This is a genomic window from Marinobacter sp. ANT_B65 (assembly GCF_002407605.1).
In the GTDB taxonomy this organism is placed as follows: Bacteria; Pseudomonadota; Gammaproteobacteria; order Pseudomonadales; family Oleiphilaceae; genus Marinobacter.
Window position 1 is genome coordinate 1,344,205 of the sequence record NZ_NXGV01000001.1, and the last position, 23,125, is coordinate 1,367,329.

Annotated in this window: 25 protein-coding genes; 20 read left to right on the forward strand and 5 right to left on the reverse strand. The window is 52.7% G+C overall.

The genetic code is table 11. The annotated features are described in order from the left end of the window. From eutH to nadA, 8 genes are all read left to right on the forward strand, one after another. A complete protein-coding gene (gene eutH / locus CPA50_RS06350) occupies positions 1-1,299 on the forward strand; it encodes an ethanolamine utilization protein EutH (RefSeq protein WP_096781576.1) in 1,299 nt (432 codons plus the stop codon). Next, positions 1,296-2,729, forward strand: coding sequence for an ethanolamine ammonia-lyase reactivating factor EutA (locus CPA50_RS06355; RefSeq protein ID WP_096781577.1), 1,434 nt, complete (start codon positions 1,296-1,298; stop codon positions 2,727-2,729). Before eutH ends, CPA50_RS06355 begins: the two co-directional genes overlap by 4 nt. Positions 2,730-2,744: 15 nt before the next feature. Then, positions 2,745-4,109 (forward strand): ethanolamine ammonia-lyase subunit EutB, encoded by a 1,365-nt coding sequence (locus CPA50_RS06360; RefSeq protein ID WP_096781578.1) that lies wholly within the window; start codon positions 2,745-2,747, stop codon positions 4,107-4,109. A 10-nt stretch (positions 4,110-4,119) separates the two neighbouring features. Next, positions 4,120-5,100, forward strand: a complete 981-nt coding sequence (eutC, locus tag CPA50_RS06365; protein WP_096781579.1) for an ethanolamine ammonia-lyase subunit EutC — start codon at positions 4,120-4,122, stop codon at positions 5,098-5,100. 73 nt (positions 5,101-5,173) lie between these two features. After that, positions 5,174-5,830, forward strand: a complete 657-nt coding sequence (gene eutL, locus CPA50_RS06370) for an ethanolamine utilization microcompartment protein EutL (protein WP_096781580.1) — start codon at positions 5,174-5,176, stop codon at positions 5,828-5,830. Beyond that, positions 5,827-7,176, forward strand: coding sequence for a 4Fe-4S dicluster domain-containing protein (locus CPA50_RS06375; RefSeq protein WP_096781581.1), 1,350 nt, complete (start codon positions 5,827-5,829; stop codon positions 7,174-7,176). Before eutL ends, CPA50_RS06375 begins: the two co-directional genes overlap by 4 nt. Before the next feature lie 24 nt (positions 7,177-7,200). Then, positions 7,201-7,755, forward strand: coding sequence for a BMC domain-containing protein (locus CPA50_RS06380; protein WP_096781582.1), 555 nt, complete (start codon positions 7,201-7,203; stop codon positions 7,753-7,755). A 68-nt stretch (positions 7,756-7,823) separates the two neighbouring features. Continuing rightward, entirely contained in the window at positions 7,824-8,885 is a 1,062-nt protein-coding gene (nadA, locus tag CPA50_RS06385; RefSeq protein WP_096781583.1) for a quinolinate synthase NadA, read from the forward strand. Here the strand turns inward: nadA and CPA50_RS06390 are convergent. Further along, positions 8,882-10,357 (reverse strand): M48 family metalloprotease, encoded by a 1,476-nt coding sequence (locus CPA50_RS06390; RefSeq protein ID WP_096781584.1) that lies wholly within the window; start codon positions 10,355-10,357, stop codon positions 8,882-8,884. The genes nadA and CPA50_RS06390 overlap by 4 nt on opposite strands. A gap of 171 nt (positions 10,358-10,528) precedes the next feature. On the opposite strand from CPA50_RS06390, the gene CPA50_RS06395 reads away from it, so the two are divergent. Beyond that, positions 10,529-10,756, forward strand: a complete 228-nt coding sequence (locus tag CPA50_RS06395; protein WP_096781585.1) for a sulfurtransferase TusA family protein — start codon at positions 10,529-10,531, stop codon at positions 10,754-10,756. A 16-nt stretch (positions 10,757-10,772) separates the two neighbouring features. After that, the gene (locus tag CPA50_RS06400) at positions 10,773-11,852 is read left to right on the forward strand and encodes an AI-2E family transporter (protein ID WP_096781586.1); all 1,080 of its coding nucleotides are present in this window, start codon (positions 10,773-10,775) and stop codon (positions 11,850-11,852) included. Here the strand turns inward: CPA50_RS06400 and CPA50_RS06405 are convergent, their stop codons facing one another. Beyond that, positions 11,853-12,332, reverse strand: coding sequence for a peroxiredoxin (locus tag CPA50_RS06405; RefSeq protein ID WP_096781587.1), 480 nt, complete (start codon positions 12,330-12,332; stop codon positions 11,853-11,855). A gap of 74 nt (positions 12,333-12,406) precedes the next feature. On the opposite strand from CPA50_RS06405, the gene dapA reads away from it, so the two are divergent. From dapA to CPA50_RS06450, 9 genes are all read left to right on the forward strand, one after another. After that, the gene (dapA, locus tag CPA50_RS06410; RefSeq protein WP_096781588.1) at positions 12,407-13,285 is read left to right on the forward strand and encodes a 4-hydroxy-tetrahydrodipicolinate synthase; all 879 of its coding nucleotides are present in this window, start codon (positions 12,407-12,409) and stop codon (positions 13,283-13,285) included. 47 nt (positions 13,286-13,332) lie between these two features. Continuing rightward, entirely contained in the window at positions 13,333-14,475 is a 1,143-nt protein-coding gene (bamC, locus tag CPA50_RS06415; protein ID WP_096781589.1) for an outer membrane protein assembly factor BamC, read from the forward strand. Positions 14,476-14,522: 47 nt separating this feature from the next. Further along, on the forward strand, positions 14,523-15,236 hold the full coding sequence (gene purC / locus CPA50_RS06420; protein ID WP_096781590.1) for a phosphoribosylaminoimidazolesuccinocarboxamide synthase: 714 nt from the start codon (positions 14,523-14,525) through the stop codon (positions 15,234-15,236). 45 nt (positions 15,237-15,281) lie between these two features. Beyond that, on the forward strand, positions 15,282-16,004 hold the full coding sequence (locus CPA50_RS06425; RefSeq protein ID WP_096781591.1) for a TIGR04219 family outer membrane beta-barrel protein: 723 nt from the start codon (positions 15,282-15,284) through the stop codon (positions 16,002-16,004). A gap of 25 nt (positions 16,005-16,029) precedes the next feature. Next, positions 16,030-17,037: an NAD-dependent epimerase gene (locus CPA50_RS06430; RefSeq protein ID WP_096781592.1), complete on the forward strand. Its 1,008-nt coding sequence runs from the start codon at positions 16,030-16,032 to the stop codon at positions 17,035-17,037. 265 nt (positions 17,038-17,302) lie between these two features. Continuing rightward, a complete protein-coding gene (locus CPA50_RS06435; RefSeq protein ID WP_096781593.1) occupies positions 17,303-17,959 on the forward strand; it encodes a PepSY-associated TM helix domain-containing protein in 657 nt (218 codons plus the stop codon). Positions 17,960-17,968: 9 nt separating this feature from the next. Continuing rightward, a complete protein-coding gene (locus CPA50_RS06440) occupies positions 17,969-18,487 on the forward strand; it encodes a DUF2271 domain-containing protein (RefSeq protein ID WP_096781594.1) in 519 nt (172 codons plus the stop codon). 26 nt (positions 18,488-18,513) lie between these two features. Continuing rightward, complete coding sequence (locus CPA50_RS06445; RefSeq protein WP_096781595.1) at positions 18,514-19,317, forward strand: DUF4198 domain-containing protein; 804 nt, start codon at positions 18,514-18,516, stop codon at positions 19,315-19,317. 50 nt (positions 19,318-19,367) lie between these two features. Continuing rightward, complete coding sequence (locus tag CPA50_RS06450; protein WP_096781596.1) at positions 19,368-19,943, forward strand: flavodoxin domain-containing protein; 576 nt, start codon at positions 19,368-19,370, stop codon at positions 19,941-19,943. Here CPA50_RS06450 and CPA50_RS06455 read toward each other — a convergent pair. Continuing rightward, a complete protein-coding gene (locus tag CPA50_RS06455) occupies positions 19,903-20,298 on the reverse strand; it encodes a glutaredoxin family protein (protein WP_096781597.1) in 396 nt (131 codons plus the stop codon). The genes CPA50_RS06450 and CPA50_RS06455 overlap by 41 nt on opposite strands. Positions 20,299-20,407: 109 nt before the next feature. Between CPA50_RS06455 and CPA50_RS06460 the strand changes: the two genes are divergently transcribed. After that, positions 20,408-21,091: a cytochrome b/b6 domain-containing protein gene (locus CPA50_RS06460; protein WP_096781598.1), complete on the forward strand. Its 684-nt coding sequence runs from the start codon at positions 20,408-20,410 to the stop codon at positions 21,089-21,091. Between the two features lie 28 nt (positions 21,092-21,119). Here the strand turns inward: CPA50_RS06460 and CPA50_RS06465 are convergent, their stop codons facing one another. Together CPA50_RS06465 and CPA50_RS06470 are read right to left on the reverse strand one after the other, a co-directional pair. Then, positions 21,120-21,587 (reverse strand): c-type cytochrome, encoded by a 468-nt coding sequence (locus CPA50_RS06465; protein ID WP_096781599.1) that lies wholly within the window; start codon positions 21,585-21,587, stop codon positions 21,120-21,122. Positions 21,588-21,729: 142 nt separating this feature from the next. Next, on the reverse strand, positions 21,730-23,070 hold the full coding sequence (locus CPA50_RS06470; RefSeq protein ID WP_096781600.1) for a ferric reductase-like transmembrane domain-containing protein: 1,341 nt from the start codon (positions 23,068-23,070) through the stop codon (positions 21,730-21,732). Between the last annotated feature and the right edge of the window lie 55 nt (positions 23,071-23,125).

The window sequence follows — 23,125 nt, forward strand, 5'->3', positions numbered from 1 at the left end:
ATGGAAATGTTAAATCAGATAATCCTTTATATCATGATGACCTTTATGGTTATCGGTGCGCTGGATCGGGTATTCATGCAATTCGGCGGGTCTGAACCGGTTCTGGGGAAACTTGGCCTTGGAGGCATGGGGCGTTCGATTTCCGGCGCAGGCAGCCAGTTTGAAGAAGGTTTTCAGGCCATGGGGGCGCTTGCGCTGGCTATGGTCGGCATTATCGCAATGGCGCCCGTACTGGCCAAAATACTGTCACCGGTCGTTGTACCTATATATACCTTCCTGGGTGCTGATCCCGCCATGTTCGCCACCACGTTGCTTGCCAACGACATGGGCGGATACTTCCTGGCGAAAGAAATGGCCACGGCTGTGGACGGCACAATTAACTACGGTGCCTGGATGTATGCAGGCCTGATTCTTGGCGCCATGATGGGGCCTACCATCGTATTCACCATTCCGGTTGCCGTTGGCATTATCCATGAAAGCGATCGCCCCTATCTGGCCTCTGGTGTACTTGCCGGTATTGTAACCATTCCTGTTGGCTGTATTGCCGGTGGACTGGCCGCGATGGCCTCAACGGTTCTTATCCCCGGGACTGATGAGGCAATACAGTTCAACATGTCTCTGATTTTCATGAACCTGATCCCGGTGATTATTGTGTCTGCTCTCATCGCAGCGGGCCTTTGGTTTATGCCAGACCGGATGATCCGTGGGTTCGCAATTTTTGCGAAATTTCTGGTTGCCTTTATCACTATCGGTCTCGCTGCTGCGGTGCTGAAACACACCCTGGGTATCACCCTGATTCCCGGAATGGATCCGATTTTTATGGTGCCAGGCGACGAGCCGGGTATCGATATGCGGGCAATCGAGGTTATCGGCTCTATTGCTGTCATCCTGTTGGGTGCTTACCCCATGGTCCTGCTCTTGACTCGCTGGTTTGAAAAGCCATTGCTGAAAATGGGTAATGTACTGAACGTAAACCCGACAGCGGCCACTGGCCTGATAGCTACTCTGGCCAACAATATCCCGATGTTCCAGGTAATGAAGGATATGGACAGCCGCGGCAAGATTCTATGTTCCGCTTTCGCGGTGAGTGCGGCATTTACCTTCGGTGATCACCTTGGTTTTACCGCGGCCAATAAGCCGGACATGATCATGGCCGTCATCATCGGCAAGCTTGTTGGAGGCATCACGGCAGTTCTGTTCGCCATGCTTGTGGCCAACCGGATGATCGCGTCTATCGAAAAAAACGGTAAGCCGGGCCCGAATGTTTCGTCCGCCGAGGAAGTGGAAGGAAAACTGTGAACAGAAAAACCGTACACAGTGTCGGAATCGACATAGGAACAACCACAACCCAGGTGATCTTTTCACGGCTCACCATGGTCAACCGGGCGCCTGTTACCCAGGTGCCCCGGTATGAGTTTGTGGAGCGGGAGATCTTTTTCCAGAGCCCCGTCAGTGCCACGCCTTTGCAGGAAGACGGAACGGTTAATGTGCCCATGCTGCAGCAGTTTATTGATGAACAGTTTGCGGCGGCGGGGATTGCGCTCAGTGATATCGAAACCGGTGCCATTATCATCACTGGTGAAACCTCAAAAGTGAAAAACGCCAAAGACACGGTTATGGGGCTTGCTGAACGTTTGGGAGATTTTGTGGTGGCAACTGCAGGCCCGAACCTGGAGTCCGTGATCGCAGGCAGAGGCAGTGGCGCCGGAGACTACTCCAAACAAAACCACGCCAGGGTGCTGAATATTGATATTGGTGGTGGTACCAGTAATTACGTGGTCTTTGATAGTGGCCGGGTAGAGGATACCGCCTGTCTTAATATCGGTGGAAATCTGATTAAAACTGACCTGTCGGGATCCGTAACCAGAGTCCGGGAGCCCGCAAGGCTGGTTATCGAGTCCCTGTTTGGAGAGGCGTTGCCTGAAAGTCGATTAAATGCAGATCAGCTTAAAAAGACTGTCGACTGCATGGCTCAACTGGTTGTTGACGTGATTGTCGGTAACCACTCCGAACTGAGCCAAAAGCTGATGATGACGCCGTATCTGAAAGAAACCGGGGAATTCGACGCCGTCTTCATAAGTGGAGGCGTCGGCACCAGTTACTACCGTCTGAAAACGGAAGGTATCGACCCGTTCAAGTGGAACGATATCGGCGTATTGCTTGGTGGTGCCTTATTAAAGCATCCCACGCTTGCGGCAATGAAAGTCAGAGAACCGGCTCAGACCCAGCAGGCCACAGTCATCGGTGCTGGCGCTTACTCCATGTCGCTCTCCGGGAGCTCAATATGGCTGAACGCAGATTCACTACCTATCCGCAATATACCTGTGGTGGAGCCTCAGATTGACTGGCAGGAGGGGGATCAGCCACCGGTTTGCCAACAGATTGTCGAGGCTGCAGAGCGCATGGACCTGCGCCTGCAGGAAGATAGCTACGCTATCGCGCTGGGCAGGGATATGCCTATGAGCTATCGGGCAGTGTCACACACAGCGAAGGAGATTGCAGAATATTATCACCAGCATGGCAATCGCCAGGCAACTGCGGTCATCGTTACTGAAAATGATCTGGGCAAGGTGTTGGGCATGGAGCTGCAACCCTTGATCGACCCCCAGAAACTGCTCGTGATTGATGAAGTAAGAGCCGTTACCGGTGACTACATCGATATCGGTGAAAGTTTTTTTGGCGGGGAAGTTGTGCCATTAACCATCAAATCTCTGGCATTTCCTGCCTAGAGGGGGAGGTTTTTCATGAACTTGAAAACAACACTGTTCGGAAAGGTTTATCAATTCCGTGATGTAAAGGATGTGCTCGCTAAGGCGAATGAGCTTCGTTCCGGCGATGTGCTTGCCGGTGTTGCCGCCGAAACCGCTCAACAGCGCGTTGCTGCCAAGCAGGTATTGAGCGAAATGCGCCTTGAAACCTTACGGGAAAACCCGGTTGTTCCCTATGAAGAGGACTCAATAACCCGGGTGATCCAGGATTCTGTAAACAAGGCGGCCTACGAGAGCATCAGGAACTGGACTGTCAGCGAGTTGAGAGAATACATACTGTCTGATGTGCCGACCTATGAAGATTATGAACGGTTGCGCAAGGGTCTGACGTCTGAAATGGTCGCAGCCGTGTGCAAAATATGTTCGAACGGGGATCTCATGGTAGGGGCCAAGAAGCTCTATGTGATTTCCAAAGCAAATTGCACCGTTGGCATTCCAGGCCACTTTTCTTCCCGTTTGCAGCCGAATGATCCAAGAGATGATGTCGACAGCATCATGGTTCAGGTATACGAAGGATTGTCTTACGGTTGCGGTGACGCCGTTATTGGTATCAACCCCGTCACCGAATCGGTGGAGAACACCATTCGTATTCTTAATGCGGTCAAGGAAGCTACGGACAAGTGGAACATTCCAACCCAGGGTAGTGTACTTGCTCACATAACAAACCAGATGGCGGCGCTTGAAAAAGGCGCGCCCGGAGGCTTGTTGTTCCAGAGCCTGTCTGGCACAGAACAGGGCCTCAATGAGTTTGGTGTCACCGTAGAAATGCTGGATGAAGCCTATGAGATGGGCAAGCATTACTGCAAGCTTGCGGGTCCAAACATGATGTACTTTGAAACTGGCCAGGGGTCGGCGCTATCTGCCAATGCACACCATGGTGCGGATCAGGTAACCATTGAAGCCCGAAACTATGGTTTGGCGAAACGTTATACCCCGCATTTGTTGAACACTGTGGTCGGATTTATCGGGCCGGAATATCTGTTCAACCATCAACAAATCACACGCGCCGGCCTGGAAGATCATTTCATGGGTAAGCTGACCGGCATCTCTATGGGGTGTGATGCCTGCTATACGAATCACGCAGATACTGATCAGAACTCCAACGAAAACCTGACCACATTGCTGGCTGCTGCGGGCTGTAACTACGTCATGTCCCTACCGATGGGGGACGACATCATGCTGAATTACCAGACTACCGGCTACCATGATGTCGCCACTGCCCGCAGGCTCCTGGGATACCGTCCCGCTCCCGAGTTCGAGGCCTGGCTGGAGACTATGGGTCTGATGGAAGACGGCAAGCTCACCGCCCGGGCGGGCGACCCATCCATCTTCTTTGATTGAGGTGACAACCATGGACGAGCAAACAATCCAGAGTATCGTCAATTCAGTGTTGCGTGAACTGGGAGAGAAAGACCTCCCTGCCGGGCAGGTAACCCGTATTCAGCCTGAAGGCAAAAGTTCACAGCAAAATAATCCGCCGGCCTACAAACCATCGGCGGCGGCTGGCAGGCAAAGCTCTTCCGGTGCCCAGGTCAGTGAGCAAAAGCAGTCAGAACCGGTTGATACCGGGGAGGGTCTTGAAGATCTCAGTCTGGATAAGTTTATTCACTGGAATGGCATTGAAAATGCTCATAACGCTTCAGTAAACGACGATATGATCAAACAAACTGCCGCCCGAGTCTGCCAGGGGCGCGCAGGACCCAGGCCCCGCACCATTTCACTGCTGCGTTTTCTTGCAGACCATTCCCGTTCCAAGGACACAGTTGTTAAAGAAGTGGCTCCGGAATGGCTGGAAGCCCACAAGCTCTGGGAAGTGCAGTCTTGCGCCACTGATAAAAGTGAGTACCTCAGGCGCCCGGATCTGGGTCGCAAGCTTTCAGATGAAGCAAAGAAAATTATTGGTGAGCGCTGTAAAAAATCGCCCCAGGTTCAGGTGGTTATATCTGATGGCCTGAGTACCGATGCGATTACCAATAATCTTGAGGAAATAATCCCGCCTCTCATGAAGGGGCTGGAGAGTGCTGGTTTTACAGTTGGTACGCCTTTCTTTTTACGTTACGGCCGGGTGAAGGCTCAGGACGAAATAGGCGAGCTTCTACAGGCTGAAGCCAATCTTCTGCTCATTGGCGAAAGGCCCGGGCTGGGGCAGTCTGAGAGCCTGAGCTGTTATTGCGTTTACAAACCCACCCAAAAGACGGTGGAATCAGATCGCATGGTTATTTCCAATATTCATAAAGGCGGTACGCCGCCCGTTGAAGCGGCGGCTGTTATCGTTGATCTGACGCGCAAAATGCTTGAGCAAAAGGCGAGCGGGCTTAACCTCAAACGCTGAATCCAAGGGCTCAGACTCATGGTCCGGGGTACTCAAAAAGAGACCCCAGCACGATATTGAAAGGAGCACCATCATGGCAATCCGGGACGAAATTAGAGCGTCGGTACTGGCGACCCGTGTTATTGCGTCAGTCGATGACGGAATGATGAAACAGTTTAATCTCAAAAAGGAACAACGCTGTATCGGCATGCTTACCGCCGATAGTGATGATGTGACCTATGTAGCTCTCGATGAAGCAACAAAAGCCGCACAGGTTGATGTAGTGTACGCCCGGTCGTTTTATGCGGGTGCGGCGCATTCATCTGGCCTGCTATCCGGAGAGGTCATCGGCATCATCGCCGGGCCAGGGCCCGCAGATGTTATTGCCGGGCTGCAGCGAGCGCGGGAAGTTATCGAGAATGAAGCCTGCTTTTACTCCGCTAATGAAGACGGCACCATTGCGTACTTCGCCCATCTTGTATCTGCCACCGGTGGCTATCTGTCGAAAGAGGGCGGGATAAAGCGAGGTGACTCTATGGCGTATCTGATCGCGCCGCCGCTTGAGGCAATGTTCGGTATGGATGCGGCACTGAAAGCTGCCAGTGTCACGGTTTCGAACTTCTTTGCTCCGCCTTCTGAAACCAACTACGGTGGTGGGTATCTCACGGGCACTCAGGCCGCGTGTAAAGCGGCGTGCGAAGCCTTTGAGGAGGCAGTTCTGGCGGTTGCCAGCAACCATATTGACATATGAGTGGCGCACTTGACATGAACTCCCTTGTGGAAAAAGTCAGAAATGCGGGTGTCGTGGGTGCCGGAGGGGCAGGTTTTCCATCCTATGTGAAAATCGAGGCCCAGGCGGATGTTCTGATTGCCAACGGCGCGGAATGCGAACCCCTGTTGTTCAAGGATCAGACGATTATTCAACGGTTCTCAGCGGAACTGCTTCAAGGCATGGCACTTCTGATGGAGCTGACTGGCGCAAGCCGCGGCGTAATCGCCATCAAGGAGATGCATCAGGACTCCATATCTCATATTGAACCACTGCTGCCGGCGAATATTGAAATAAAAGCCATGCCCAACGTCTATCCGGCGGGTGATGAATACGAGCTGGTCTATGAGGTAACGGGTAACCGTATTCCTGCCGGAGGGTTGCCAAAGGATGTTGGTGTACTGGTTCAGAATGTCGAGACGCTGGTGAATATCGCCCGGGCTGAGCAGGGCACTCCTGTAACCCGTACCATGATTACGGTTCACGGAGAGGTCGAGCATCCTTACACGGCTTTATTGCCCATAGGTATGCGCTTTGCGGATGCCATCAGTCTTGCAGGCGCCATAACCTGCGATGATCCTGTAGTGATTGATGGTGGCGCCATGATGGGGCAGGTCGTTGAAGACCTGGATGCGTCGATTTCTGCCGTGAGCAGCGGGTTGCTGGTGCTGCCCCGGGAGAGCAATCTGGTAAAGCGGCGCACGCAAACGGAAAAAGAGTACAGGCGTATTGGTAAATCCGGCTGCGACCAGTGCACCTTGTGCACTGAAATGTGCCCCAGATACCTGCTCGGTTATCCGGTACAGCCACATCTGGTTATGCGCTCATTGCTTACGACCGGAGAGGTCAGCGAAACTTTATCCGTTCATGCCCAGGCCTGCTGCGAATGTAATGTCTGCACCTTGTGGGCTTGCCCGGAGCAGCTTAATCCCCGTGACATCTGCGCTTCGACCAAGCGTGATCTGAAAGCCAATGATCTCTGGCTGACACCAGAACAGTTGCAAGGCCAGACCCGCGAGGTACACAGCATGCGTGAATATCGCGGCGTGCCATCATCACGGCTGGTCCGCAAGCTGGGGCTGGCGAAATACGACAACAGAACGGCGTACTGGAAAGAGGTTGATACGACCCCTTCCCGGGTTGTTATTGCATTGCATCAGCGCATGGGACAGCCTCCTGAGCCAGTTGTGAAAACAGGGGATACAGTGGTTGAGGGCGCAGTAATTGCAAAGCCGCCGGGCGAGGGGATGGGGGTTCCGGTCCACGCCAGTATCAGCGGTAAAGTGACACTGACAAACGGCTTCATTGAAATCAATGCTGGTAACTGACGCGGGCTCAAACAGGATTTGATTATGAGCAACAAAAGTGCGATCGGAATGATTGAAATGAATTCAATCGCGAAGGGTTATGCGGTAGGCGACGCTATGCTGAAGGCAGCCAACGTCGAAATCGTGTTCAACCGGACCATCTGCCCGGGCAAATTCATGGTCATGGTAGCGGGTGATGTTGCCGCTGTTGAGTCTGCCATGTCTGCAGGCCTCGATATGGGCAGTGAAACCATTGTGGACGAACTGATCATCCCCAATGTTCATCCCTCCGTCTTCTCCGCAATCAGCGGTACCCGGGTAATTGAAGAAACTGCCGCGCTGGGCATTATTGAAACTTTCTCGGTTGCCACCATTATTGAAGCAGCGGATGCTGCGGTGAAGGCGGCCAACGTTGAGTTGATCGATATCCACCTGGCCATGGCGATCGGAGGCAAGGGTTTCCTGACTCTGACAGGCGACGTAGCAGCTGTGACAGCGGCAGTTGAAGCGGGCACTGACTACATCAAGAAAAAAGGGCTTCTGGTGGATAAGGTTGTCATCCCTCAGCCTCGCAAAGAGATCTTGCGGGACAAGTTATAGTCGGTACAGTGCGACTGCTGCCTGAAATGATATACTGGTGCGCAGAATAAAACTGAGAGAAGCTGTTCATGACTAAAGCTGAAGACCGGATCCTTGTTCAGGAACACCTCGCCCACGCAGCAGAGCCAAAGCCGCTCAGCGCTGATGAGCAGGCGCGGCTCGAAGCCCGTATCAAGGCTGTCCTCAAGGAAAAAGACGCCGTGCTTGTGGCGCACTATTACACAGACCCTGACATTCAGCGCCTGGCTGAAGAGACCGGAGGTTGTGTGGCCGATTCTCTTGAAATGGCCCGCTTCGGAAACCAGCACCCGGCCTCTACGGTGGTTGTAGCGGGTGTTCGTTTTATGGGTGAAACTGCCAAGATTCTGAACCCTGAAAAGCGCGTGTTAATGCCCACGCTGGAGGCAACCTGCTCGCTGGATGTCGGGTGCCCGGCAGATGAATTTGAAGCCTTTTGTAATGAGCACAGCGATCGTACAGTGGTGGTTTATGCCAATACATCAGCTGCGGTCAAGGCCCGGTCCGACTGGGTAGTAACCTCCAGTTGTGCTCAGGCAATAGTTGAAGACCTGGACGCACGGGGAGAGAAGATTCTCTGGGCGCCAGACAAGCATCTTGGCCACTACGTACAGAAAACCACAGGGGCCGACATGCTGCTGTGGGATGGTTCCTGCATCGTACATGAGGAGTTCAAGCACCGCGGACTGGAAGACCTCAAGGCCCTGTATCCCGATGCCGCCGTTCTGGTGCATCCGGAATCTCCGGATGCGGTTGTGGAACTGGCGGATGTGGTTGGCTCAACGTCGCAGCTTATCCACGCGGTACAGAGCATGCCGAATCAGGAGTTCATTGTTGCTACGGACAACGGCATTTTCTACAAAATGCAGCAGCTCGCGCCTAACAAGACGCTTATTGAGGCACCCACTGCCGGCAATGGCGCAACCTGTCGAAGCTGTGCGCAGTGTCCCTGGATGGCGATGAACGGGTTGGAAAACCTGCTTCGGGTAATCGAGACAGGCGATCAGGAAGTGCACGTGGATCCAGTGACCCGGGAGAGCGCTCTCAAGCCTCTGCGGCGCATGCTGGATTTCACTGCAGAGATGAACCTGAAAGCTGCCGGTAACGCCTAACTGTTACGCCGCACCTGTAGGCGGCTGGTAATTTCTGCCAGCCGCTCACTCACAATCTGGCGCTGGGCGGAGCCCGCAGGCAGTTTTTCCTGGGCCTGCCTGAGTTGCCTCTGGGCAGATTCCAGATTCCCCATGAGGGCGTCATACTCCGCGCGAGCCCGGTGCACACCAACAATGTTTCTTGCCATACCTTCGGCTTCCGCCAGTCTCAGCCACAGATATTCCTGCTGGGGCATTCTGCGTGTCAGTTGTTTCAGATATTCGGCAGCCTGAAGCCCGTTGCCAGCTGCAATTTCTACGTCGGCGAGTGTTGACGTAATAGGGTAGTTTCCCGGGTTTCGGCTAAGAGCGCCTTTCAGAAGAGTTCGGGCTTCATCGGTTTTTTTCTGTTGGATCTGTATTTCAGCCAGTGTGACCTGCAAGGTTATTCTGCCAGGGTTGCTGGCCAGCAGGGTGTTAATCAGATTAGTGGCTTTTTCGAGCTGTTCGTCAGCCAGATAAGCTACAGCGAGCCCATACTGAATAGCTTCATTACTTTCGGTATCCGGCTTTTCCAGATAGCTTTCGAAGGTTTCAACGGCAAGTTCAGGAGTGGTGGCATAGTGTACTTGCAGACGGCTGCGTACCAGATGATATTCCTGCCCGTCCTTTATCGTTTTTTCCGGGTATTGTTCTGCACGGTTACGGGCATCCGCCACACGGTTCCGGGTCAGGGGGTGCGTTGACAGATACTCCGGCATGGTGTCTCCCTGCAGCCGGTTTTGCCGCATCATGATCTCAAACATTTCAGGCATGCCGCGGGGATCCAGCCCTGCTGTCGCCAGGATGTCCAGTCCGACCCGGTCGGCTTCCTGCTCTTGCAGGCGGCTATAGGCCAGCATGTTCTGTATGGCCAGAGCCTGAGTGCCGGCGATGGCTGCGATACCTATATCGGATTGCGTAACTGCGGAAAGCACAATGCCGGCAATCATTCCGGCAATAGTGAGTGGTGTACTGGTTTCCTGTTGCTCCAGCCGGCGGGCAAAGTGACGCTGGCTAAGGTGGGCGAGCTCGTGGGCGAGCACCGATGCAAACTGCTGCTCTGTGGCAGCGTTGAGAAAGAGGCCTCCGTTTACGCCGACAATACCTCCGGGAACCGCGAAAGCGTTGATTGCGGAGCTGTCGATGAGTGCGAGAGTCAGCTCCCGGTTCTCCAGTGGAGCCGAGGGAACCAGGCGATATATAATCGCGCTGAGGTAATCGTAGACCAGAGGATCGGTTATGCGCGGAGCTGACCTTCGGATCGACACCATAACCTGTTGCCCGATGTCACTTTCCTGTTGCCCGGAAATCAGCCCTCCACCGGTTCCGCCAATATCTGGCAACTGGGTTTCCTGAGCTACGGACGCAGAACCTGACACCAGCGCAAAAGCAAACGTCACAGCGATAGTGAGCTTTCGGTAACAGCTAAACTCTGTAAGAAGGTTATTCATGTAATGCGGTGTACTCCTGGTTCAAGCCACCCCTGTGACAACAGATTGCCGTTGAAATTCCTTGAAACAGCCAGAGCCTGGCCATTAACCGGTATTGTGATGCAATACAGTATCACTGAAGGCATAATGCCGCCTTGCGAATTACATGTCTTGCTATGGTGAACATTCTGGATGACTGATCGTACACTGGATGCTTCCGGGCTTCGTTGCCCTATGCCCTTGCTGAAAACAAAGCTGGAGCTCAATGGTATGTCTCCCGGTGAGCAGCTTGAGGTAATCGCTACCGATGCGGGCTCTGCCCGTGATATCCCGGCCTTTCTGGAGTTATCCCGCCACCGTTTGGTGAACTCCTCGGAAAATGATGGCCATTACACGTTTGTGATAGAGTGCGGCGGTTAATTCTCCGGAGTCTTTGATGTTCAGAATTTTACGCGGTCTTGCGCACAAATACTTTTCAGATGAAGAAGCTGTAATTCTTTTCCTGATTCTGGTGGCGGGCACAGTTTTTATTATCTGGTTCGGTGCCATGCTTGCACCGGTAATCGGATCCCTTATCGTAGCCTTCATTCTGCAAGGGCTTGTGACCCGGCTGAACACGCTCGGTGTTCCCGAGGGCATTGCAATACTGAGCGTCTTTCTGGTGTTTCTGGGCGTATTGGTAGGCTTTATTTTTGGGCTTCTTCCGCTTGTATGGACTCAGCTCAGTACCCTGGCCGGCGAAGCTCCCCGAATCATCGGCGAGTTGCAGTCCTATCTTGAGTTGCTACCTGAAGAGTATCCACACATTATCTCTGCCGAGGCGGTGGCCAGTCTGTATCAGCAGGTGAACACGGAAGTGGGGCATATGACCCAGTGGCTGGTATCTTTCTCGCTATCGAGTATTCCTGATCTGGTAGCACTGCTGATCTACATGGTACTGGTGCCCATTCTGGTGTTTTTCTTCCTGAAGGACCGTGCTGTTCTGCTTGGTTCAATCTCCCGGCTACTACCTCCCCAGCGCCCGATGATGCTGAAAATCTGGCATGAAGTGAACCTCCAATGTGCCAATTATGTGCGGGGGAAAGCCCTTGAAATCCTGATCGTTGGCAGCGCAACCTACGTCGCATTCAAATTTCTGGGCGTGCCATATGCGGCGCTGTTATCACTTTTGGTGGGGCTGAGCGTTGTTATCCCGTATATCGGTGCTGCAGTAGTAACTATTCCTGTTGCAGTAATCGCCCTGTTTGCTTTCGGCTGGGGAACCCACTTCATCTGGGTCATGGTTATATACGGAATTATTCAGGCTTTGGACGGTAATGTACTGGTCCCGGTATTGTTTTCGGAAGTGAACAACCTTCATCCGGTCGTTATCATCATTTCGGTGCTGTTTTTTGGCGGTATATGGGGGCTCTGGGGTGTCTTCTTTGCCATTCCGCTGGCAACCATGCTGAAAGCTGTTTTTTCTGCCTGGCCGGTGAAGGAGTCATACTCCTCAACCGGGCCAGATCAGATATAGTCAGCTCGTTTGCCCGAGCTCTTTGACGGCTGCGAGCACTTCATCCACGTGCCCCGGCACTTTCACTCCGCGCCATTCTTTGCGTAGCACGCCTTCCTGATCAATCAGGAACGTGCTGCGATCAATGCCCATGTACTCTTTGCCGTATAGCTTTTTGAGCTTGATAACGTCGAACAACTTGCACAGGGTTTCATCTTTATCTGAAATAAGATGAAACGGGAATTCGAACTTCGCCCGAAAATTCTCGTGGGCCTTCAGTCCGTCGCGTGAAACTCCAAAAATCTCTGTGTCCAGTTCCGCGAAGGCTTTCATCTGGTCCCGGAAGTCTTGTCCTTCCGTTGTGCAGCCCGGAGTATTGTCTTTCGGGTAGAAATAAATCACGACATTCTCGCCGCGCAAATCTGCAAGCCGAATGGTCTGGTCGCCCGTGGCAGGGGCTTCAAAATCCGGTACCGGCTTGTTTAGTTCAACAGATGACATGACTTCTCCTTTAATTCCCTTGTGTCAGTACGTGCCCAACATTACCATAACCGTTTTATTCGGACGGAGCATTTATGATTACGGGGAGCCTTGTCGCACTGGTCACGCCCATGCATCCAAACGGTGATATTCACTGGGAGGATCTGGATAAGTTGGTGGACTTTCACCTAGAGAACGGTACTGACGGTATCGTTGCTGTAGGTACCACCGGTGAATCTGCAACGCTTGATCAGAAAGAGCATTGCCGGGCAATTGGCCACATCATCAAACGTGTGAACGGACGGATTCCGGTTATTGCGGGTACCGGAGGTAATAGCACACGGGAAGCTATCGAACTGACAACTGAAGCCTGCAAGCTCGGCGCGGATGCCTGCCTGCTGGTTGTGCCGTATTACAACAAGCCGACCCAGGAAGGCCTTTACCAGCACTTCAGGACTATCGCAGAGGCTGTTCCGGGCATTAGCCAGATGCTCTATAACGTACCTGGCCGTACATCCTGCGATATGCTTAATGAGACCGTTCTCCGGCTTGCCGATATCCCGAATATTGTGGCCATTAAGGACGCTACCGGGAATATCCCACGGGGAATCGAGCTGATTGAAGCCCTTGATGGGCGTCTGGCGGTCTACTCCGGTGATGATGCCACTGCGGCAGAGCTGATTCTTGCTGGTGGTCAGGGGAACGTTTCAGTTACCGCGAACGTTGCACCTAAAGCCATGTCCGAGCTGTGCGCAGCTGCCATTGCCGGCAATCGGGAAGAAACAGAGCGTCTGAACGAGCTGCTGATGCCTTTGAACCGTAAATTATTCCTGGAAGCGAATCCGATCCCGGTGAAGTGGGCTCTTTATCGCATGGGCATGATTGGTGAAGGTATCCGGTTGCCGCTGACTCCGTTCAGCGAAAAGTTTCATGCCGAGCTTGAAGAAGCGATGAAAGCTTCGGGTGTGCTCTGAGCTTGCCTCTAACCATCCAGAAACAGTCCCACACAGAGAGTAGGCCGATGCCGGTTCTATCAGGAATTCGTAAATTTGACGCATTCCGACCCATAGCAGTTGCATCCGGGCTATTGCTGGCCGTCGCGACGTCTGGTTGTAGTCTGGTGGAAGATCGTTCTGAACGTTATGTAAATGCAGAGGAAGGTGATGCACTGGTTCTGCCGGAAACGGCGGAACCTTCCAGGTTTACCGAGATCATGCCCATTCGAAGAATAGATGCGGCAGACGCGGGCAAGATGTATTCGTCAGATATCCCCCGGCCCCCGGATATGACCTCGGAAATTCTCGAGGAAAATTACGTAGTAGAAGAGCTGGATGGCAGGGCCTGGCTTTTGGTAAACGACGTACCAGGCCGTATCTGGCCGGCGGTTACCGCATATATGAATGAGCAGGGCCTGGGTGTCGCCTATGACAACCCGCAACTGGGTTTGCTGCAAAGTGAAGTCGCAAACTTCAGCATGCGTGCCCGTGAGCTCCTGGATCTGTCGAGTGAGCCGGCTGAATTAAACAGTTCAGAAGTCAGGGCTGTGTTGCAGGCCCGGATAGCACCTGGTGTGCGTCGAAAGACTACCGAAATTCAGGTGCGCAAACTCACCTCCGATGATGGTGCCCCAGAGGGCAGCTCTGACCAGGGTAGTGTCTGGCCCGAGGGGTTAATTCCCTGGAGTGGTACTGCTGATCCTTCAACAGAAGCGTTGGAGTTGCAGAAACGTCTGCTTGCGAACCTTGGGGAATTCCTGAAAGCACGTGAAGAAAGTAAATCATTTTCCCGGGCAGCATCGGGGATGGAGGCCAAGCCTCTGGTGAAGCTTGTATCTGAAAATGAGACCGCGAAAGCTATATACATGGATCTGGACTACGGCCGTTCCTGGGCTGAGGTTAACCGTGCACTTGTGGAGTCGGATATTGCCGTGGTTGATCTTAACCGTAGTGAAGGCTGGTTCTTTGTCGATTTCCGCACTGCTGACGAACGTGATCCTGGCTGGTTCAGCTGGTTCAGTGACAAAGAGAAGCCTCGTCACACTCATACGGTCAGTCTTGTCGAGCAGGGTAGTCAGGTGCACGTAACTGTAGAAACAGCTGATAATTACAGCGGTGACCGTGGTCCTGAAGATCTGCTGACACAACTATTCGATTACCTATACTGATTCAGAAGGGGTGCCTGCGGTGCGGGCCTCCGTTTCGGAGACTTATGATGGAAAAACGCGAAGAACTCTACGCAGGCAAAGCCAAATCCGTATTCAGCACTGACGATCCGGAACGCTTTGTCCTGGTCTTCCGGGACGATACCTCGGCGTTTGATGGTGAGAAGAAGGAACAGCTTAACCGTAAGGGCATGGTGAATAACCGTTTTAACGCGTTCATCATGGAGAAGCTGGAAGCTGCTGGCGTACCTACACACCATGAAGGCCTGCTGTCAGCTAACGAATCGCTGGTGAAAAAGCTGGATATGATTCCGGTGGAATGCGTGGTTCGAAATGTTTCTGCAGGTAGTCTTTGTCGTCGCCTGGGTGTGGAAGAAGGTCTGGAGCTTAACCCTCCTACCTATGAGCTGTTCCTCAAAAATGACGCCATGCATGACCCCATGGTAAACGAGTCTCTGGCTGTCAGCTTTAACTGGGCAAATGAAGCCGAGCTGGCCCGCATGAAGGAACTCACATACAAAGTAAATGACGTATTGAAAACCCTGTTTGATGATGCCGGCATGCTGTTGGTGGATTACAAACTGGAGTTTGGCCGCAGTGGTGCGGAGATTGTTCTTGGCGATGAGTTCAGCCCGGATGGATGCCGTATATGGGACAAGGAAACCCGCAAAAAGATGGACAAGGATCGCTTCCGCCAGGGGCTGGGCAACGTTATCGAAACGTATGAAGAAGTGGGAAGCCGTCTTGGTATCCACTTCGACTGATGGTATACGACAGATTCAATCAGATTAAAACGACACAGGTGCACTATGCGTAGATTTACCCTTGCGGTAGGGAGTTCTCTTATTCTGGCGGCCCCTCTGGTGCAAGCCGATGTCATTGGTCTGGGCGCCAGCGTAAACTACTGGGACTCAGATTTGTCCGGAGATGTGACATCTGGTAGTAGCTCTGTTGATGTGAATGACGAGTTACGGCTGGAGGACGATGGCAACGCTAACGCCAGTATTTATATTGAACACCCGGTGCCCCTGTTGCCCAATGTGCGTTTGGCTTACACCCAGGTCCAGCAAAGTGGCAGCGGTACACTAAGCGGATCATACGACGGAGTAAGTTCGGGTAATGTCCGCTCAGACCTGGATCTGGAACAGCTGGATTTAACGCTTTACTACGAAGTGCTTGATAACTGGGTAAATCTGGACCTGGGCCTGACAGTGCGTGATTTTTCAGGCGAACTGCGGGTGCATAACGCGGTCCAGTCAAGCCTTACGGAAGCCGATGCTGTGATCCCTATGGGTTATGTCGAAGCCCGTTTTGACTTGCCTTTGACTGGTGCCGCTATTGGCGCTCAGGGCAATTTCATCAGTTTCGACGGCGACTCCATGCGTGACTTCAACGTGTATGGCCAGTACAGCATTTCGTTGCTTCAGTTGCGTGCAGGATACCGTCAGATTGCAGTTGATTATAAAGACGGCAGCGACGTTTTTGATGTGGAAATCGACGGCCCGTTCATCAGTGCGGGTGTGACTTTCTGAAGCAGGTAACAGGGGAGTAAGAGACTTGAAGATTCTGGTAACGGGCACTGCCGGGTTTATCGGTGCGCAACTGGCGCATCGATTGCTTGAGCGGGGAGACGAGGTCATCGGCGTTGACAACGTTAACGACTATTACGATGTCAGTCTCAAGGAAGCCCGGCTGGCGCGTCTGACCAGTCACTCTGGTTTTACCGAAGTACGCCAGGACATCGCCGACCGGCCGGTTATGGCAGACATCTTCTCAAAGTATCGCCCTGAACGTGTCGTACACCTTGCCGCGCAGGCAGGTGTACGGTATTCCCTGGAAAACCCTGACGCATACGTAGACGCCAACCTTGTTGGCTTTATGAATATTCTGGAGGGGTGCCGTCATAACGATGTAAAGCACCTGGTTTATGCCTCCAGCAGTTCTGTATACGGCGCCAATGAAGCCATGCCATTTTCCGTTCACGACAATGTGGACCACCCTCTGAGCCTGTATGCAGCCTCGAAGAAAGCCAATGAACTGATGGCCCATACATACAGTCATTTATATGCTTTGCCTACAACCGGACTTAGGTTTTTTACGGTATATGGCCCCTGGGGTCGCCCGGATATGGCGTTGTTTATCTTTACCAAAAAGATTCTTGCTGGTGAGCCAATTGATGTTTTCAATCATGGTAGCCACAAGCGTGACTTCACTTATATAGACGATATTGTAGAAGGCGTGGTACGCACATTGGATCAGGTAGCTGAGCCAAACAATGACTGGAGTGGTGCGGCGCCAGATCCGGGGACCAGCAAGGCCCCATACCGCATTTACAATATTGGAAGTAACAACCCGGTGGAGCTGTCCCGTTTTATTGAAATTATTGAAAAACAGACAGGGAAAAAAGCCCGTAAAAACCTGTTGCCAATGCAACCAGGTGACGTGCCCGCCACTTACGCAAACATCGATGACCTCATCAGCGACGTTGGTTACAAGCCCGAAACTCCGGTGGAGGAGGGTATAGCCAACTTTGTCGATTGGTTCCGCGAGTTTTATAAGGTCTGATTTTATCTGGATAATTCGGGGCACTACCCTTTCAGGTGCCCCTGTAGCTCACCCCCTTTTTTCTCTTCCCCCTCCTTCGAGTAAAAATCTTCGCGCCACTGCGACTTAAAAGTGATAACCATTCGCGCTTGCCTCCGTAAATTATATGTAAATGGGAATTGTAAGCGTTCAGTAAATGACATAATCTCACGCTTGATTTCTATCAGGATGCCTCGCTTGGAAGCTCAGCGGCACTCCGTAATCAGTCCGGGAGCGTCGACGATATATGACAGATACAGTGAGCAGCCGAGTTTCGGGTAACCATGATCGTGCCGGACAGAGCCGCAGCCGGTGGCTGAAGCTCTGTTTACGCTGGCACTGGATAAGTTCAGCGGTGGCTCTGTTTGGAATGCTGTTATTTGCCATTACCGGCATCACCCTGAATCATGCCGGACAGATAGGCGCGGCGCCCCAGGTTGTGGTTATCGAGGACACCTTGTCCGAAGAGTTAGTACAGCACCTCAGTGCTTCACAGAGCAGGGCGAACGGGAGGGTTCCAGCTGAGCTGGCCGGCTGGCTTGCTTCGGAACACCATGTCTCGCTGACAGGTGGCGTGGCGGAGTGGTCAGATTATGAGCTTTATATATCGCAGCCCCGGCCAGGGGGTGATGCATGGTTGAGCGTAGATCTGGAAACCGCAGAGGTTGTTTACGAATCCACCGATAGAGGCTGGATCGCCTGGCTGAATGATTTGCACAAAGGCCGGAACACTGGTGATGCGTGGGTCTGGTTCATTGATATTTTTGCTTTGGTTTGTGTGGTTTTCTGCGTTACCGGGTTCGGTGTTCTGTGGATTCACTCCCGGGAGAGACCAGCGATATGGCCGGTTGTGGGCGCAGGGATACTGATTCCGGTTCTGCTCGTCGCACTGTTTGTTCACTAAGGAGAGTTTATGAGGTTACCCGGCAAAATCACCTTGCTGGCCCTGTTGCTGGGATCAGCATACGCAGGGGCAGAAGAGTTGGCGTTAGAGGTTGAGATTCCGGCCCTGAACGTGGCGGAATACCACCGCCCTTACGTTGCAATCTGGGTTGAAGATAGCAAAGGGCGCCATCAGCAGAACCTTTCACTCTGGTATGACCACGACATGCGTGATGACGAGGGTCAGAAATGGCTGAAGGACCTCCGGCTCTGGTGGCGAAGAAGTGGCCGGCAGCTGGAATTTCCGGTTGACGGGTTCAGTGCCGCAACCCGCCCGGTTGGTACCCATGAGTTGGTCTTCGATAGTAATTCATCAGTTATCAGAGATCTGCCTGCGGGTGACTACCGGTTGGTGGTTGAAGCCGCGAGAGAAGTTGGAGGCAGGGAACTGTTGAGATTGCCGTTCCAGTGGCCGCCGGAAAAAAGACAGGAAATTGTGCAGCAGGGCAGTAATGAGCTTGGCCGCATACAACTTGTAGTCAAACCCTGAACACCCTGAATATAGGTTTATTTAATATGAAAAAGTTTATCGCAGTAGCATTGCTGACAGTCGGCCTGGGAACGGTTTCCCAGGCTCATGCGCACAGAGCCTGGATGTTGCCCTCAGCAACTGTTCTTGCCGGGGATACTGCCTGGGTCACTATGGATGGAGCCGTTTCAAACAGCCTCTTCTATTTTGAACACCACCCTTTAAACCTGGACCAGTTGGACATTACCGGTCCCCAGGGGGAGTCGGTGAAGGCATTAAACAAGGCTTCCGGGAAATATCGCTCAGTATTTGACGCAGAGCTCACGAATGATGGGACCTATACGTTCGAAATCAGACACTCCGGCCTTGTCGGTATGTATAAACTGAATGACAAGCCGGTCAGGTGGCGTGGCAGTGTAGATGAAGTTAAGGACATCCCCGAAAATGCCAAAGGTCTGCGCCTGTTCGAGGTAGATAATCTCATGCAGGTGTTTGTCACCAAGGGCGCGCCGACATCCGAAACCTTTAAGGTGCAAGGTGTTGGGCTGGAGATGGTTCCCGTTACCCATCCTAACGACCTGTTTGCGGGTGAAACCTCAGAGTTCCGCTTCCTTGTGGATGGCAAGCCTGCTACAGACCTGGACGTTGTCCTGATTCGGGAAGGTATCCGATACCGGGATCAGGTTGATGAAATACAGCTCAAGACTGATGCCCAAGGCAGCATTTTTGTTGAATGGGACGATCCCGGAATGTATTGGCTGGAGACCGAGCTGGAGCAGAAAGGTAAGCGTCTCGACAATGCCAAAAGACGGATGAGTTACAGCGCCACACTTGAGGTGTTGCCGCTTTGAATTTGTGGGTGAAGCCGGCTGTCGCAGCTTTGTTTTGCGGAGTTCTCTGGGTGCTATTTCAGGAAGGACTTGCGGCGGAGCGAAAAAGCGTTGCCGCTGCTGCGATGACGGCTTACGCCCTGGTCCTGCTTCGATACCATAAAGCTTGCCTCGGGGAAGCTGAAGGTGAGAGCGGGGCAGGGGTGGACTACCTGGTTGCCTACGCTACCGAAACCGGAACGGCCCGGCAAATAGCCAGGCAGACCTGCAAAACCATTCGGGGAGAGGGGCTGCGCGCATCTCTTGTTGAGCTTAATCGCCTGGTTTCAAGCCCGGTGCCTGTTAAAGGCCTGCTGGTTATCGCCAGCACTACCGGCAATGGAGATGCACCGAGAACAGGTGACGGCTGGCAGAAGGAGGGCAGAGACTTTTTAAGGAATGTCGCCTCCTGCCCCTATGCGGTTCTGGCCCTGGGTGATCGTAGCTATAGCAACTTCTGCGGTTTCGGTCTGGAGGTTGCCGCAGAGTTACAACAGGCAGGTGCGGTGCCTATGTTCGAACCTGTACTGGTTCATCAGGGCGACCCCGCGTCTGTCAGGTTCTGGTTCAGCCAGCTTTCCCAAAGCGTTGTTCAAGCCAGGCATTGATATCACTGGATTCGTACAGCCACTGCTCACTGCCGTCAGTATTCTTGATTCGAAGGCAAGGTACTTTTACGTTACCTCCTCCCTGTTCCAGTTCAGCCCGGTAGGTTTCGTTGTGCTGGGCGTCCCGTTTTTCAATCTTCAGGTTAAGCCTTGCTATCTGTTTTCGTACCTTGACGCAGAATGGGCAGGTTTTAAACTGGTACAGCGCCAATTGCTGGCAGGCTGCGTCTACTTCCTGCTGGTCTGCGGCACTGCGCTCCAAAGGCTTACCGTTGCCAAGCTTTTCGCTCAACAGCACAAAGGGTGTCAGAATAAGACGTAATGTCCGGAAAAAATAACGGATAACCATTCGCATTGAATAAACCTTTAATTTGGTAGAAGAACTCCGGGGAGCAGTATAAAGCAAAACCGGTATCGTTCGGGTAATCTGCACGTTTGTGTAATCGTCTTATAAGGAACTGAAAATGAATTCGATTTCCCTGTGGGATCTACCCACACGGTTATTTCATTGGTTGCTGGTAATCACCGTTACAGGTTCGTTGGTGTCGGTGAATCTTGGTGGTACCTGGATGCTGTGGCATGAGCGCTGTGGCCTCGCCGTTGTAGGTCTCATCAGCTTTCGGCTGGTTTGGGGTGTCATTGGCTCAACCTACTCACGTTTTATACAGTTTATTCCAGGGCCTTCGGCCATAGCAGCCTACCTGAAAGGTGAGTGGCAGGGTTTAGGGCATAACCCTCTGGGAGCATTATCGGTAATGGCCATGCTCGGGTTGCTGGGCTTTCAGGCGGTTACTGGTTTGTTTGCTACTGATGCCATTGCGTTTAATGGCCCACTGTACAGTGCTGTATCGTCTGGCTGGAACGATACGATCACTTCCTGGCACAAACTGACGGAGTGGTTTATCTACGGCTTGATTGGTTTACATATCGCCAGTGTGCTTTTTTACACGCTGATAAAGAAGGATAACCTGATTGCACCCATGATTAACGGGCGGAAAATGGTAAAAGATGCGCCAGGGAAAGACCGGAAGGGCGGTAGTCTGATGGCTCTGATTATCGCGCTGGCAATAGCGGGGTTTGCAGTCTGGGTTGCAAGCGGAGGGCTTCTTCCCCCACCTCCGCCGCCACCAGCCGACCTGGGTTGGTAAACAGCGGAGAAGGGAGTGTCTGTAAGGCCTACTTGGCGCGGAATGCGTCGTGGCAGGCTTTGCAGGACTTACCGACTTCACTGAACTGGGCTGCTATGGCTGCTTTATCACCGCCATTGGCAGCGACTTGCTGAAGCTTGGTGGCAGCCTGAGCAAATCCGATGGCTACTTCCCGGGCTTTATCCGGCTGTTCAAAAAACTCAGGCTTGAGTTTGGTGTTGTCATTTTTATCCATGCCTGTTCCGGGGCCGAAGAGGCTGCCTAATCCAGAATTCGCTACAGCGGCGATGGCGTTGGCCGCAGCCAGTATCTGCTGTTCGTTATACGCAACGTCTCCGTCAATGGCCTGAGCCTTGATTTTGCCCATGTTCCAGCCAGCGAACGTAAAGGCGCTCTGACGGGTTTCAATCTGGTCTTCCACATCCATTTGAGCCATAACAGGGGTAGCTATGGCAGCGCTTAATGCCAAGGCCGCAAAAAATCCTGATTTACGCATGGTTGTTATCCCTCTCTCATTTATGAAAAAAATTAAAGTGATAATGCCCGGCTAATGATTCCATAAATATCAATTGCTTTACATCGAAAAACTGTAAAGTTCGGGTAAACCCCACCGGGAAATGAATCCTGGTCGGGGGTTACTAACGCATTGAGAATAGTTCCTGGTGGAATCTTTTGTGAATCGGCACCCCCCTGTTGGCGAAATCGGTACGCAATGCTGCGCCAAATGCCGCCGGACCGCAGAACCAGAAACTGGCATCGCGCCATTCCGGAACCTCTTGTCTGATCCGGTCGCCTGTCAGATAGCCATCACGTGAGCTGACAAGTACATGAAGGTGAATGTGGGCAGCCTGGGCTTCGTTGGCGAGATTTTGCAGTGCATCATCATCGATCTCTGCAGTTGAGTGGAACAGGTGAATGGTTTTTGTGTCAGCTGCTCCGTTTTTTGCTAAATGCTGCATTCTCGCAATAAATGGGGTGATTCCAACTCCGCCGCCAATCCAGATTTGCACTGGCCGGTCATCATTGAATGTGAAACAGCCATAAGGACCCTCAATCGTTACGGGCTGGCCGGGTTTCAGCGTATGCTCGAGTCTCGATGTATGATCTCCAAGTGCCTTGGTGAGGAAGGCGATCTGCGATTCGTTGGCATCCCATGACGACGCGATGGTATAGGGGTGCGCGCCTTCCCTGGGGTTAGAAGTAGCGAAGGCAAACTGTCCTGCCTGATGCCCGGGCCAGCCCGGACCCATATGGATTATGGTTTGCAGAACCTTCACTCCGGGAAATTTTCTCAGATTCGTGACAGTGCCTTCCACACACCGGTCCGCACCAATGCGACCGAGTAGTGAAATGATAGCGGCGTAGCTGCCTGCAGCCATCATCACGGCCAGAACGATGCCTAGCGGAGTCAGCCAGTAACGGAACTCTGCAAGAACGATACTGTGGAAGACCAGGGCCAGATAGGCAACTGGCAGCAACCGGTGAAGACGCAGGAATTGCCGGTATGGAACAGTTTTGATCAGGGCAACCGCGATCAGTAGAACAACGGCATAGAAACTCCATTCGCCCAGGAACTCGGCAGGATCCTTTAGTTGTCTTAAAAAAGCTTCGAGTGGATTTTCAATCGGAGTGCGGGGGCCACGCGCTGGCTTGGTTAGAAGTCCCCAACCAACTGCCCACTTGACCCCATTCACGAAAAACCAATGGGAAATCGACACAACCAGTGCGCCGATACCGAGCCATTTGTGCAGGCGATACATTTTGTCGAGGCCGCCGAGCCACCGCTCTGGCCAGCGGGGCCGCAGTGCGAGAATCATGGCAAGGCTCATGCAGGATATCCCGAGAACTCCGCTGTATTGGACCAGATAGTGGCGCCATTCAAAAATTCCTGTTGCGCCAAAAATTCCAGGATCCGCCGCAAGCCACAAAATGCTGAGGACTAACAAGACTCCCCATAAGGCACGAACGATATTCGTCATGATTTCTCCCAGCCCAAAGCCTGTATCGATCTTCGGTATTTTACTGTTCGGGAGG